Below are 13,079 nucleotides of genomic sequence, written 5' to 3'. Positions count from 1 at the left end.
ATTTTTTGAAAAAGCCAAAGTATTATAAATTCATAGAGGGGGCGAATTATTTGAGTTTGGGGCTTTCTATGGTCATAGCGATCCTTATGGGCGTGGCTATAGGCTATGGGCTTAAAAAACTCACCCACATTTCGTGGCTTTTTTGGCTTGGGGTTATTTGGGGTGTGTTAGCGAGCTTTCTCAATGTCTATAAAGCTTATAAAAACATGCAAAAAGACTATGAAGAATTAGCCAAAGACCCTAAATACACACAAAACAAAACAAAATAAATACCATAAAAGCCCATGTGCCAAATCCAATGCTTGCTTATTTTACTTTCTATCAATATAGTCAGCGCGATCATTGTTTATTTTTTCCAAGCATTTCATGGGTTTTTGAATTTTGAAGGGGGGTTTTTGGGATTTTTTATCGTGGCGTTGTCTTCGTATTACGGCGTTAAAAAGCGTTTGGATTTGAGGAAACAAAATTCAGCAGAAAAAGAAGAAAAGCAAAAATTCCAAAAATTCGCCCTGGGTTTGGAAATGTCTTTCAATGTGTGGCGTTTAGGGGGGTATGGGGTTTTACTAGGCATTTTAGGAGCACTTTTATTCTTGAATCTTTTTAACGGGTTAATCTTTCTTATCGGCGTGTTTGTGAGTTCGCTCTCTAGCGCGTTATTGCGATTTTTAAAAAACAGGTAGGTTTATCGCTGTTTTGATAAGTTTTGACACGAATTAGTATTGATTTTAACCCCTTTAACCCTCTTTTAATTTCTAATCCTATACAATAAAAACAAAAATGGGAGTGGATCTTGAAAACAAAAAATCCCGCTAAAAGAATCCTAAAAACCGCCGTGATTCAAATGCAATCCAAATCCTACGCCTTAAATGAAAACTTGCAATTAGCGCTCAATCTAGCCAAAGAAGCCCACAACAAAGGCGCGAATCTCATTGTTTTACCGGAATTGTTTGATAGCGGTTATTGCGTGAATGATAAGGATGCAGATTTTGGGATAGATTTTAAAGCCCTAAAGCATGGCGAAAAAACGCTAAAAAACGAGTCGTTGAGCGCGTTGAGCGGTTTTGCAAAATCTAATAAAGTGCATCTAGTGGCGTGCAGCATTGAAAAAACGAATCAAAAACTCTACGACAGCGCTTATATCGTTTCACCAGAAGGTAAAATCGTTGGCAAACACCGCAAGATTTATTTGTGGGGCGATGAAAAATCGCGCTTCAAAAGGGGTAAAAAATACGAGGTTTTTACGCTGGATTTTGGGGATTTTAGCGCGAAAGTGGGTTTGCAAATTTGCTATGAAATCGGCTTTGGCGTGGGCGCGAATCTTTTAGCGTTACAAGGGGCGGAGATTTTAATCTATCCTAGTGCGTTTGGCAAAGCTAGGGCTTATAACTGGGATTTATTGAGCATGGCTAGAGCGTTAGAAAATGGCTGTTTTGTGTGCGCGTGCAATCATAGTGGGGAAGAAACTAACCCTAAATTAAAACAAACGCTAGAATTTGCCGGTGATTCAAGAATCATCGCACCCAATGGGAAAATCATCGCGCAAGCCACTAAACTCAATGAGGTCATTATCGCCGAAATGGATTTAAACGAAGTGGCACTGCAACGCCAAAAAATCCCTTATTTACAAGATTTTGACACCAAACTCACCAAAAAGGGGTTTGGAAAACTCACTTAAAAAGGAGCGATTATGGCAAAAGAAATTTTAGTGGCTTATGGTGTGGATATTGATGCGGTGGCTGGTTGGTTAGGGAGCTATGGTGGGGAGGATTCGCCTGATGATATTTCGCGCGGGCTTTTTGCAGGGGAAGTGGGGATCCCACGGCTTTTGAAATTGTTTAAAAAATACCATCTCCCGGCGACTTGGTTTGCGCCGGGGCATTCTATTGAAACTTTTCCAGAGCAAATGAAAATGATCGTGGATGCAGGGCATGAAGTGGGCGCGCATGGGTATTCGCATGAAAACCCTATCGCTATGACGGCCAAGCAAGAAGAAGATGTTTTGTTAAAAAGCGTTGAATTGATTAAAGATCTCACCGGCAAAGCCCCCACAGGCTATGTGGCGCCGTGGTGGGAGTTTTCTAATATCACTAATGAATTGCTTCTAAAACACGGCTTCAAATACGACCACTCGCTCATGCACAATGATTTCACGCCCTATTATGTGCGCGTGGGGGATAATTGGAGCAAGATTGATTATAGTTTGGAAGCCAAGGATTGGATGAAGCCTTTAATCCGTGGGGTGGAAACCGATCTGGTGGAAATCCCTGCGAACTGGTATTTGGATGACTTGCCGCCGATGATGTTTATCAAAAAATCCCCCAATAGTTTTGGTTTTGTAAGCCCGCACGATATAGGGCAAATGTGGATCGATCAATTTGATTGGGTTTATCGTGAGATGGATTATGCGGTGTTTAGCATGACAATCCACCCTGATGTGAGTGGGCGTCCGCAAGTGTTGCTCATGCATGAAAAAATCATTGAGCATATCAACAAGCATAAGGGCGTGCGTTGGGTAACATTCAATGAAATCGCTGATGATTTCTTAAAACGAAACCCTAGAAAAAAATAGCGGTAACGCCAAAAAGATTTTTGGCGTTTGATTAAAAGGTTGAAAGATGTGCGTTTTATGCGGGGAGCTTATCAGTTCTTTTCATTGGACCGATGGGACCGATGGGACTGATGGGAGTTTGAGGGGGCAAAATGCGGTAATTAGCGTCAATGAAAACGCTAGAGAACGCAAAAGAGCGCGGCTCAAACGAGTAAGATTGCTCAATCAAATCCTGGCGTTTTATGGGCTAAAAATTGATGATTGGCAAGGCGCGAAGTTTGTGCTGTGCGATCAAAAAGGACAGAGCGTGATCGTGAATGATTTAGGCGATTTGTGGGATAAGGCGCAAAAATTAGCCAAAAAAGAGATGGATGCGCTAGATTCTAATTTATTAGCGTTTTTAAACCAACAGACACACGCCACTCACTGATGCCCAAAATCCCTATCACGCTCATCACCGGTTTTTTAGGCAGCGGTAAAACGAGTTTTTTAAGCGAATATTTAAACCAAATAGATCACCAAGGCGTTGCCCTTATTATCAATGAAATCGGTCAAGCCGCTTTGGATCAGCGCATCTTAAGCGTTCAATATTGCGGTGAAAAAATGCTCTATCTTAACGCAGGGTGCGTGTGTTGCAACAAACGCATGGATTTAGTGGAGTCTTTAAAAGCCACGCTCAACAACTATGAATGGCGCGGCGAAATGTTAAAGCGCATCATCATTGAAACCACCGGTTTAGCCAACCCGGCGCCGATTTTATGGACGATTTTGAGCGACACTTTTTTAGGGGCGCATTTTGAGATTCAAAGCGTGGTGGCTTGCGTGGATGTTTTGAATGCTAGAGAGCATTTAACCAACAATGAAGCTAAAGAGCAAATCGTTTTTGCTGATAGCGTTTTATTGACCAAAACGGATTTGCAAAATAACAGCGCGGCTTTAATCAAATTAAAAGAGCGGATACAAGCCATTAACCCCAGCGCGGAAATTTTTGACAAGAGAGCGATAGACTATGAGAGCCTCTTTTCACGCAACAATAGGGCGCAAAATTTTATGCCAAGAATGCCAAAAGATTCGCACTCGCAGGGCTTTGAAACTTTAAGCATTACTTTTGAAGGCACAATGGAATGGAGCGCGTTTGGGATTTGGCTGAGTTTGTTGTTGCATCAATACGGCACGCAGATTTTACGCATAAAGGGGATTATTGATGTTGGAAGCGATTTTTTGGTGAGTGTTAACGGCGTGATGCATATAATTTACCCGCCCAAGCACATTTTAAAGGATAAAAACGGCTCTAACCTCGTTTTTATCATGTGCCATTTAGAGCGTGAAAAAATCTTAAATTCCTTAAAGGGTTTTAAGGAATTTCTTGGCATCAAGGGTTTTGAAACCCCATAATTTTTCTATTTATTGGTAGCTGGTTGCATTTTAATAGGGAAAAGAACGATGAAGCTTAAAACCAAACACACCCCACAAATAACAAAAATCAAAAGATAGCCCAAATCCCCTAAAAAGATCGTAAAGAGATACGAAAAAAGCGCTTGGAAAATGCCAAAAGAAAACACCACCCACGAAGACGCTTGAGCGAAATGCTTGGCGCCTGCAATTTTTAAAGCCATCATGCTGAATAAATTGATATTGGCGGTTGTGGCCGCTCCCATTATGAAGATGCTTAAATTGAGTAAAGAGATTTGGTGGAAAAAAATGGGCAAAAAGCATGCGATGGATTTTAAAATAAGGATAAAGATGTTGGCGTTTTTAGCCCCTAGCTTTTGAGCCATGGGACCGCTGATTAAAGAGCCAAGCGTAGCCCCAAAACCAAAAAACGCCCATGAAGTTCCAGCGATAGTGGGGGAGATATTTAAATGACGGATCAAATAATCCACCCAAAAAAGCGTGTGCGGTAAAAAACCAATCGCATTGAGCGCGCAAGAAATCAGCAATAACCACAAATGAAAGGGGATTTTAAACGTGCTTTCTTCTTTTTTAACGGATTTTTTCCTTAAAGAACGGGTTTTTAACCCAATCAAGGAAAGGATAAAAGCTATCAAGCAACTGCCCCCTAAAAAAATCCATGCCCATTTGATGTTATAAGAGCTGATCCAAGGCAGAACAAACCCGCTAAAGACAGATCCAATGCCTACAGCGCTAAAAATAAGCCCTCCCACTAAGGCTTTTTTATGTTCTTTGACATAGGGCAAAGAGAGAGGAGCGACTAAAATCATTAACGCGCTGCTGGCCACACCAGCAATAAAACGCCAGATCCAAAGCCAAAAGAAAGGGATAGTATCAAAATAACAGATTAAAAAACTCAAAGCGATCAAGAAAAAACTGATTTTAGCGATGCTTTCTAATGACATTAACGGACTTAAGAATTGGATTAAAAAACTCCCAAAAACATAGCCCATTAGCACCGCAATACCTAATTGGAAGCTTTGGTGGGGGGTCAAGCTCCCTGATAAAATGAGTAGGGGGATTAAAACCACATAGCCAAAACGAGCCAGGCCGTTAGACACAAAAACCCCTAAAAAGCAAACAAACACGCGCATTTTGATCCTTAACAAACGACAAGTTATAAAAAACAAGATCTTGTATTATATTGAAACTTGTTAATTGATAGCACATAATAAAAGCGAGATAAGAATAAATTGAAAGAGTGTTCTTTATCAATACCCGTATTATTAAAGAGGCTACACGATTGAATAAAAAAGAGTTGGTTATTGGCGTTATAGAGCTTGTTTTAAAAGCGCTTCATAAAAACAGGGATTCTACTAGAATAAAGCTTCTTTGCGGTGGTTTTCATTGGTGGAATAAAGACTAATAACTATGGGCTAGGCTTAAAAAGAGCATCGTTGAGAAAAAAGATTAAAATTAAAAAACTTTGTTTGGTGGAAAAAATTAAAAAAGTTTAGAAAAATAAAAACTTTATGAAAAGATTAAAAAGCGAGTGAGAAGTCAGTGAAAAAATCAGTGAAAAAAGATTAGCCCCCCAAAAAGAGAATTTAAAAAAAGAAAGGGTTCAAAAAAAGGGAGTTTAAAAGAAATCCCCCAAAACAAAGGGTTCAAAAAAACCCCCTTAAAAAAGGGAGTTTAAAAAGGGGTTTAGCTTCTAGTAAGCGAACACATAGTTGAGATAGACGCTATAAAGCCTTCTGTATTGCAAGGTAGTGCCTAGCAAAGAATAGTAATTCGTGTTGATCGTGGGGATCTTCACGCCTAATTCCATGCCATGTTGCGTGCTATGATCAGCGCCTCTTCTCTTATTTCTAGCGAGATTGGTCCTTAAGCCCAGATTGAACAAGAATTGGAAGTTAGAGGTGTTGATTTTAGCTTTATAGTAGTTATTCACATTCGTTAAATTCACATATTGAGAATTAAGCCATGAAGTCCCGGCTAGTTGGATACCGCCAAACGCGCCAAAAGAAATCTTGTTGTGTTTAGTGGCTTTATCGTTGATGAAATTCACTAACAAATCGCTCCCCACGCCATAAGTCCAAACGTCAGAAGAGGCGTTGAAAAATTGGGATTTATTATAGGTGTGGTTGTAATCCACAAAGCCGTAGTATCTTAAGCCCCACCATTTCTTTTCCCCAAAGAATTGCTTATAGCCCACTTGAAAGCCGATCCCGTTCATCGCGCCGTTATTGGTGGTAGAAGCGGCGATCAGACCGGCGCGTCTGAAAGGGTTACTGCCGAGTTCTTGACTCCTGGATTGCACTTGAGAATGGATGTTGGAGTCAATGTAGTAGTTATCCTGTATGCCTTGCGGGCTATTAGGGTTAGTCTTTTTGCTCACCACATTTTGTAAAGATTGAGCGTCAGGCAAGCTTGAAATGGCTGCTGTGATGCTGTCATAGTGTTCGCCTAGCTTTTTATACTGGCCGCTGAAATTCGCTAAAGTGTAGGCGAGGTTTCGCGCGTTATGGATTTGCTCCGCTTGGTCGCCAAAATGAGCGATGCTGTCTTTTAGATTCGTTACGGTCTCTCCCACATACGCGCAACCGGCTCCCCAAGTGTTAGAAGTCACCGTGCCAGGTGGCGTGCCACGGAGATTGCCGTCGCTACCCTTTTCATGACACACCCCTAAAGAGTCTTTAACAAACGCTGCAGGGATTCTTTCAAAGTCTTTCACCACTGCTTGAGCGCGGTTTAAAATCTCCGCTTGCGCTTTGGCGTTAGCGAACATGCTTTGGGCGAAGTTGGCGTCTTTATAGGGGTTGAATGTCTTCCCTGTGTCTAGGTTGTGCTGGTTTTGCGCGTTGGCAGCAACGATCTTGGATTGCTCTACGGCTATTGCAGCGTTTTTGATCATGTCTTGAATCGCGCTGATTTCATTTTTAAAAATCCCACACGCGCTCCCATCGCCTTTATCTATCCCAGCCCATAAACTATTGCCACCGCCTGCACCTCCATTACTCAACCATGGGCATGCTTCATTAATAGTGGTCAAAATAATGCTCGCTTGTTGCAAAAGCTCTTGAGCGTTGTTGGAGACTTTGATGTCTTCTTTAATTTCTTTATACTCCCCATTCACCCACTTGATTGAAACAAATCCGTTAGTCCATGGGAATTTCCATCTTTCTCCTGGCTGGACGCTATCATTTTTTTTCCCTTTAATTTCAAAATTAAGTTCTTTGGTGTCGCTTAAGGCAGGAATATCTTGCCCGCTGCTCCCAAAAGCCTTTTGGATGATTTGATAAGCTTTATTGATTTTCGCGTAATTTTCAGTGGAGATACCGCTCCCCTTTCCTGGTTCATAAAATGAATCGCAAGTAATGGTAGTCCCCCCATTTGATGGTGTGTTTTCAAAGGTTTGAACGCCCCCATTTTTATCTTTGTTAGAGCCAGGGCCGCAAACGCTGATCGAATAGCTCATGACTTGCCACAACCCCGCTGCCGCATTCAAGCTCAAAAGCACCGCTTGATACGCCGAGGAATTCTTTTTATCATTGATTAAATTCTTTGCGCTCGCGTTCAAATTGCCCCTTGCGTTATTGATAGCGTTGGGGTCGGCGGACTGCCTAATAAGAGTGTTTAAAACGCTGTAATTCGTTAAAAGATTGTTCAATCTTTCATAGCTGTCTGAGAGATCTTGAATGCCTTTAGTGTTTTTCACCATTTGAGCGGATTCGCCGATTTGATAGCCGGCACTCACAAAAAAGCCGTTGTCTTCAGCGCTTAAAGCGGAAACTAAAAGCGAACCTAAGGTTAATGACAGAAATTTTTTCTTCATGTTTTCTCCTTTTATTACTTGAAATAAGATTGATTTTATCTGTAAATCTTGCGGAAGTGTGTCTTTAAGTGAAACCATACCGCAAGCTTTCGTTAATATAGTATAAATTAATGGGATTTTGACATTAATTGGGCGTTTTTGCCCTTTCAAAAAAAAAAAAAAAAAAAGGTTTTTGTGGAGTTTCTAAACAAATATTAAACCAATAAGGGTAATTTTTAAAGGAATGAGGTTGTTTGAATAGAAGTAACTATAAAAAGTTTAGTTATTTTGTTGGATTGTTTTGGTGCGATATTTATTTTTATGACTTGATGATCGTATTTGATAAAAAAGAGTCTTTGATAAAATCTTAAACTTAATGGGCTTTTTGCTTGTTTTGTAAAAAGACAGAAACATTCAAAGCGTAGCACTAAAAAAAGGGGTCAATAAGGCGTTTATGATACCATTTATCCCAAACACTAAGGCGTTTGGGAAATATTTCTAAATGGTTTTGAATAAAAGGTTTATTTTTTGTGAGCGAAATTGTGTGGGTTGCCTTTATCCCCAACATAAGCGATTTTGTCGCCTAAAATGTCATAAGCTTGACCAAAGCCTTTCACAAAACGCCCTTCTTTGAAATCCAATGCGATCAAATGGAAATCTTGCATGGTGCGGATGGTTTTAATGCCCCCAGCGCCACCGGTTTTTTCAACGAAAGAATCAAACGCTTTGTCAAACTCCGCCCCTCTCTCAATAAAACGAGCGTTGGTTTTATAACGCAAGCGTTTCCTCAAAATGGCTGATTTAGCCTTGCTCTCGTCTTCTAAAAACATCACTTCCACATTATGGGGGTTGTTTTTAAGGCCTGCAAAATGCTCAGCCACTTCGCTCACATAAATGTAGTATTGTTTGCCATCGCTCATTAAAGGCGCATAAGAGCATACCACATGCCCATTAGGGTGTAAAGTCGCCAAACAAACAGAATCAAAGCCTTCTTTAAAAGCCTTAACCTCTTCTTCCACGCCTTTTAAGTCATGGGTTTTTTCCACGCTTTGGCACAATTCAATGATAGCGTTTTTGTAGTCTTTGGGGTCTTTAACTTCGTGGTTAAATTCAATCCTTAAGGTTTGATTGTGGTTATAACCAATCACAATACCTTGAGAATCCACGCTTTTAAAGGCGACATTTTCAGCGTGATGGACTTGCCCGAATTTTTTCAACAAGCCTTTCATGTCTTCAACATGGTGAGCGTTCATGTGTTCTATAATACGATTAAGCAAAATATTCTCCTTATTTTTTATAAATAATGAGAATATTATAATCAAAAAAACTAATTTTGAGCTTAATCTTTGACTGAAATCCTGGTTTTTATCTCTATGCCTAAAAGTTTGAAAGCGTTAGTCAAACTCAAGCTCACCATTAAACAAATTTTTAAAAGCTCTTTAGCTTTAGGGGTGTCTAAGATTTTACCGGCATTATAGAAGCGGTGGAATTCTGAGGCGAGGGTTTTTGCGTATTCGCACATTTTTTGCAATCCGTATTCTTCAAAAGAGGATTCAATTGCTTTAGGCAAGCTTAAAGCGCTAAAAAGCAGGTATTTTTCTTCAGCGTTTAAATTGGTTAAAGGGGTTTGCAAAATTTCTTCTTTAGAAAAGGGCGATTTTTCTAGCATGGTGTGGATGCGCGAGTTAGCGTAATGGATGTAGTAGATAGGGTTTGAGCTGTCTTGCTTTTTTAAAGTATTGACATCAAATTCTAAATGGGTGTCAAGCCGTTTGCTCAAAAAAATAAACCTTAAAGCGTCTTTACCCACATCATCAATCACATCTTTAATCAAAATGAAATTACCCGCTCTTTTACTCATTTTGTAAGGCTCGTTATCTTTGAGCAAGCGCACCATTTGAGCGAGCAAGACTTCAAGCTTGTTGGAATCATAGCCCAAAAACTCAAGGCTGGCTTTCACTCTAGCGATGTAGCCGTGGTGGTCTGCCCCCCAAATGTTGATATATTTGGTGTAATTTTGTTGGAATTTTTCATCATGATAGACAATATCGCCGGCTAAATAGGTGTAGCTTTTATCTTCTTTGATAAGCACCCGATCGCTTTCGTCTTGGTATAGGGAGGATTTGAGCCAGATTTTAGAATCTTTTTCATAAAGGGCGTTCGCTTTTTCTAATCGCTCAAACACCGCATCTTTTTGTTTAAAAATTTCTCTTTCGCTCGCATAGGAATCAAAATGAATGCCTAAAGCGTCTAAATTATCCTTAATTTCTAAAAGCATTAAATCCTTAGCGTAGCCGCTCAAAACTTCAATGATAGTCTCTTCGTTTTCTTTAAAAAGGCTTGGCTCTAAATCGTTACTCGCCTTTTTGGCGATTTCAATGATGTATTCGCCCTTGTAAAAGACTTCCGGATAAGTTACGCTTTCTTTTAAAACATGCTCTCTGTAAGCGAGCCATACCGAAAGCCCTAACAAGCGGATTTGAGATCCCATGTCATTGACATAATATTCGCACAAAACTTCATGCCCTAAAAAGCGGGCGATTTTAGCCAAACTATCGCCAAACACCGCCCCTCTAGCATGCCCTATATGTAAAGGCCCTGTGGGGTTAGCGCTCACAAATTCTAAAAAGATTTTTTGAGAACGTTCGCTTTTAGGCTGAGAGCCAAATTGTTCTTTTAATTCTAAAGCCCTTTGGGTGAAACGCTCTAAAAAATCTAAAGAAAGCGTGAAATTGATATAGCCCTTACAAGCCACTACGCTGTCAAAAAACCCTTGAATTTTTTCGTGCGTGCTGATTTTAAGGGCTAACTCCTCAGCGATAACTAAGGGCGATTTTTTAAAAACTTTGGCGAGATTGAAAGCAATGGGCACAGCGTAATGCCCATGCTCTCTGTCTTTAGGGTATTCAATCACCACCTCTTCTTCTAAAATCTCTTCTAAAACGCCCTTAATGAGAGTGTGCATGTTCAACTTTCTTGTTTGCTTTTAATCTCGCTAGTTTCATGCACTTTAGCTTGCGTTGCTTGAGCGTCTAGGGTTTTAGGCTCGTTTTTAGCTTCTTCTTCATCGTCTTTCACGGCTTTTTTGAAATTCTTAATCCCACTGCCTAAACCTTTAGCCAACTCTGGGATCTTTTTAGCCCCAAACAACAACACAATCACTAATAAAACAATGACCCAATGCCATATGCTTGTGAATCCGCCCATATGTTACTCCTTGAATTTATTGGTTGGTTTTTACTTGAATTATAGCTTTTTTAAAAAATAAATGATAGGTTTTATAAGGATTCGTTTTTCCAAGCCTTGCATATTTTTTCAAAATTAAACGCTTTTAAGCGATAAACGAGAGTTTTGGCGATGCTTAAAATGATTTCTTTGGATTTTTCTAAATCTTCATTGATGATGAGGTAGTCAAAACTCTCCAAGCTTTGCATTTCTTTATAAGCGTTGATCAAGCGTTTTTCTATCGTCTCTTTAGAATCCGTCCCCCTTAAAAGCAAGCGCTCTTTTAAAACCTCTTGGTTTTTGGTGCTAATAAACACAGAGCATGCGTTAGGGTAATGCTTTTTAAGGATCTCATGCCCTTGCACGTCAATGTCAAAAATCACGATTTTGCCTTCTTTTAAGGCCTTTTCTACAAGGGCTTTAGAAGTGCCATAGTAGTGGTTATGCACGATCGCCCATTCTAAAAACTGCCCTTTTTCTATGCCTTGTTTGAATTCTTCTTCGCTGACAAAATTGTAATGCAAGCCATTAATTTCGCCCTCCCTAGGCTTTCGTGTGGTGGTGGAAAGGGAAAAATAGGTTTTTTGGATCTTTTCTTGCAAATACTTTGTAAGGGTGCTTTTACCCGCCCCGCTAGGGCCTGAAAGGATGAGCAAATTAAAATCATTATGCATGCGGGTTTTTATCCTCTAGAGTGATTTTAATGCTTAAGGTTTTGTTTTCTAAAAGGCTTTTTAAGGACTCTTGATTGAGACTTTTTAATAAATCTTGCAAATTCAAGCGCAATTCTAGGGGACTAGAAGTTGTATCGCTTTTTTGGGGGTTTTTTGCGTTTTCTTGTGGGGTCTCTGTAACGCTCTCTTTAGGGGTCTCTGTGGTGTTCTCATTATTAGGAGTTTCTGCAGCGCTCTCATTCAAAAAAGGCAATTCTTCCCCCATCGCTTTAGCCATCACCGGCTCAGGAATGTCTTCAATGGTTTCGTAGTTGTCTTCTTGGGTTTTTTCGTTGGTTTCTTCTTGGGCTTTTGGGGGCGTTTCTTGGTTTTGGGTTTCTGTTTCTATTTCTTGGGGAGCTTCTGCGACTTCTTGCGTTTTGGGGGTTTCTGTAACGGCTTCTTGGGTTTCTTCTTGTGGGGTTTCTTTTTCTTGCGTTTCTTGCGTTTCTTTTTCTTGGGGAGCTTCTGCGACTTCTTGCGTTTCTGTTTTATCTTCGTTAGAGTTTTCTTGGATTTCTTTGACTAATTCTTGCATGGCCTCTAATTCTTGAGCGCTTGGGGAGTCTTGTGTTTCTTCTTTGATTGGTTCTTGTTCTTTGATTGGCTCTTCTTGCATTTCTTCTTTAACTTGTTCTTGTTTTTCCTCTTTGATTTCTTGTGTTTCTTCTTTGACTTGCTCTTGTTCTTGCGGAGTTTCTGCGACTTCTTGCGTTTGGAGGGTTTCTAACTCTTCTTGCGTTTCCAATTCTTTAGAAACTTCTTTATCTTTGGGGGTTTCACCCTCTTGCGTTTCATCATCTTTAGGTTTTTCTTCTTCTTGAGGAGTTTCTTTAACCTCTTCTTTTTCTTCTTGATCGTTTAAAGTGGGGAGCAATTGCTCTTCATTGTTAGGCTCTTCTTTGGCGAGAGCTTCTAAATCGCCTAAATTTTCTAATTCGTCCCAATTGGTTTCTAAAACTTCTTGAGTTGGGTCTAAATTCTGGCTAGGCTCTGGCTCGCTTGTATTAGAGCCAAGCTTTTTTTGAAGGACTTTCAACATTTCAGTGGGTAAAAAAGGTTTTTTCATTTTCACCTCAAAGCCCTCTAAGAAGGGTTGCGCTTCATTGCCCTTTTTATACATGCACACGCTGTTTTTATTTTGAGAGATGGTTTCTTTTAACTCTAGCCAATCCACTTGGTCTAGTTTTTCCAAACATTCATCATCGGCTATCAAAATCCATTCTGGATCTTTTTTAAGGCACGCTAATAGCTCTTGATAGTGGTTAAAATTTTCTATAGATAATTCTAATTTCTTAGAGACACTCTCAAGCAGCTTTGTGATCATGGGATTTTGGTTGAACAGAATCATTTTCATTTTAGGGACTCCTTATTTGATAAGAAA

General features: G+C 40.0%; 14 protein-coding genes. 7 read left to right on the top strand and 7 right to left on the bottom strand.

The features are described from left to right. Positions 1-5 precede the first annotated feature (5 nt). The 6 genes from EAL87_RS02310 to EAL87_RS02285 all read left to right on the top strand — a co-directional run bounded on the left by EAL87_RS02310 (position 6) and on the right by EAL87_RS02285 (position 3,943). On the top strand, positions 6-269 hold the full coding sequence (locus EAL87_RS02310; RefSeq protein ID WP_128022061.1) for an AtpZ/AtpI family protein: 264 nt from the start codon (positions 6-8) through the stop codon (positions 267-269). A 15-nt stretch (positions 270-284) separates the two neighbouring features. Next, the gene (locus EAL87_RS02305; protein ID WP_120912809.1) at positions 285-680 is read left to right on the top strand and encodes a hypothetical protein; all 396 of its coding nucleotides are present in this window, start codon (positions 285-287) and stop codon (positions 678-680) included. Positions 681-790: 110 nt separating this feature from the next. Beyond that, complete coding sequence (locus EAL87_RS02300; protein WP_120912808.1) at positions 791-1,675, top strand: carbon-nitrogen hydrolase family protein; 885 nt, start codon at positions 791-793, stop codon at positions 1,673-1,675. Positions 1,676-1,687: 12 nt separating this feature from the next. After that, entirely contained in the window at positions 1,688-2,569 is an 882-nt protein-coding gene (locus EAL87_RS02295; protein WP_120912807.1) for a polysaccharide deacetylase family protein, read from the top strand. A 46-nt stretch (positions 2,570-2,615) separates the two neighbouring features. Then, a complete protein-coding gene (locus tag EAL87_RS02290) occupies positions 2,616-2,978 on the top strand; it encodes a hypothetical protein (RefSeq protein ID WP_120912806.1) in 363 nt (120 codons plus the stop codon). After that, the gene (locus tag EAL87_RS02285; RefSeq protein ID WP_120912805.1) at positions 2,978-3,943 is read left to right on the top strand and encodes a CobW family GTP-binding protein; all 966 of its coding nucleotides are present in this window, start codon (positions 2,978-2,980) and stop codon (positions 3,941-3,943) included. Before EAL87_RS02290 ends, EAL87_RS02285 begins: the two co-directional genes overlap by 1 nt. 5 nt (positions 3,944-3,948) lie before the next feature. Here EAL87_RS02285 and EAL87_RS02280 read toward each other — a convergent pair whose 3' ends face one another. Further along, positions 3,949-5,094, bottom strand: coding sequence for a YbfB/YjiJ family MFS transporter (locus EAL87_RS02280; protein ID WP_120912804.1), 1,146 nt, complete (start codon positions 5,092-5,094; stop codon positions 3,949-3,951). Positions 5,095-5,201: 107 nt separating this feature from the next. On the opposite strand from EAL87_RS02280, the gene EAL87_RS08035 reads away from it, so the two are divergent. Next, the gene (locus EAL87_RS08035; protein WP_162972518.1) at positions 5,202-5,366 is read left to right on the top strand and encodes a tautomerase family protein; all 165 of its coding nucleotides are present in this window, start codon (positions 5,202-5,204) and stop codon (positions 5,364-5,366) included. A gap of 288 nt (positions 5,367-5,654) precedes the next feature. Here EAL87_RS08035 and labA read toward each other — a convergent pair whose 3' ends face one another. The 6 genes from labA to EAL87_RS02250 all read right to left on the bottom strand — a co-directional run bounded on the left by labA (position 5,655) and on the right by EAL87_RS02250 (position 13,052). Continuing rightward, entirely contained in the window at positions 5,655-7,778 is a 2,124-nt protein-coding gene (gene labA / locus EAL87_RS02275; protein WP_120912803.1) for a Hop family adhesin LabA, read from the bottom strand. A gap of 500 nt (positions 7,779-8,278) precedes the next feature. Then, positions 8,279-9,034: a HugZ family heme oxygenase gene (locus EAL87_RS02270; RefSeq protein WP_120912802.1), complete on the bottom strand. Its 756-nt coding sequence runs from the start codon at positions 9,032-9,034 to the stop codon at positions 8,279-8,281. A gap of 62 nt (positions 9,035-9,096) precedes the next feature. Next, a complete protein-coding gene (gene argS, locus EAL87_RS02265) occupies positions 9,097-10,722 on the bottom strand; it encodes an arginine--tRNA ligase (RefSeq protein ID WP_120912801.1) in 1,626 nt (541 codons plus the stop codon). 2 nt (positions 10,723-10,724) lie between these two features. After that, on the bottom strand, positions 10,725-10,964 hold the full coding sequence (gene tatA / locus EAL87_RS02260; protein ID WP_022576912.1) for a twin-arginine translocase TatA/TatE family subunit: 240 nt from the start codon (positions 10,962-10,964) through the stop codon (positions 10,725-10,727). A gap of 71 nt (positions 10,965-11,035) precedes the next feature. Next, the gene (gmk, locus tag EAL87_RS02255) at positions 11,036-11,656 is read right to left on the bottom strand and encodes a guanylate kinase (protein ID WP_120912800.1); all 621 of its coding nucleotides are present in this window, start codon (positions 11,654-11,656) and stop codon (positions 11,036-11,038) included. Continuing rightward, positions 11,649-13,052: a hypothetical protein gene (locus EAL87_RS02250; RefSeq protein ID WP_120912799.1), complete on the bottom strand. Its 1,404-nt coding sequence runs from the start codon at positions 13,050-13,052 to the stop codon at positions 11,649-11,651. Before EAL87_RS02250 ends, gmk begins: the two co-directional genes overlap by 8 nt. Positions 13,053-13,079: the final 27 nt, after the last annotated feature.

The organism is Helicobacter pylori, assembly GCF_003636935.1.
Taxonomy (GTDB): Bacteria; Campylobacterota; Campylobacteria; order Campylobacterales; family Helicobacteraceae; genus Helicobacter; species Helicobacter pylori_CH.
The sequence above is the reverse complement of the archived record's forward strand: the minus strand, read 5'-3'. Positions and strand labels throughout refer to the sequence as shown.

What these genes read in the sequence shown, in the direction of transcription:
- EAL87_RS02305 (WP_120912809.1), top strand. Translation starts at nt 285, where the DNA reads ATGTGCCAAATCCAATGCTTGCTTATTTTACTTTCTATCAATATAGTC.
- EAL87_RS02295 (WP_120912807.1), top strand. Translation starts at nt 1,688, where the DNA reads ATGGCAAAAGAAATTTTAGTGGCTTATGGTGTGGATATTGATGCGGTG.
- EAL87_RS02290 (WP_120912806.1), top strand. Translation starts at nt 2,616, where the DNA reads ATGTGCGTTTTATGCGGGGAGCTTATCAGTTCTTTTCATTGGACCGAT.
- EAL87_RS02285 (WP_120912805.1), top strand. Translation starts at nt 2,978, where the DNA reads ATGCCCAAAATCCCTATCACGCTCATCACCGGTTTTTTAGGCAGCGGT.
- EAL87_RS02280 (WP_120912804.1), bottom strand. Translation starts at nt 5,094, where the DNA reads ATGCGCGTGTTTGTTTGCTTTTTAGGGGTTTTTGTGTCTAACGGCCTG.
- labA (WP_120912803.1), bottom strand. Translation starts at nt 7,778, where the DNA reads ATGAAGAAAAAATTTCTGTCATTAACCTTAGGTTCGCTTTTAGTTTCC.
- argS (WP_120912801.1), bottom strand. Translation starts at nt 10,722, where the DNA reads ATGCACACTCTCATTAAGGGCGTTTTAGAAGAGATTTTAGAAGAAGAG.
- tatA (WP_022576912.1), bottom strand. Translation starts at nt 10,964, where the DNA reads ATGGGCGGATTCACAAGCATATGGCATTGGGTCATTGTTTTATTAGTG.
- gmk (WP_120912800.1), bottom strand. Translation starts at nt 11,656, where the DNA reads ATGCATAATGATTTTAATTTGCTCATCCTTTCAGGCCCTAGCGGGGCG.
- EAL87_RS02250 (WP_120912799.1), bottom strand. Translation starts at nt 13,052, where the DNA reads ATGAAAATGATTCTGTTCAACCAAAATCCCATGATCACAAAGCTGCTT.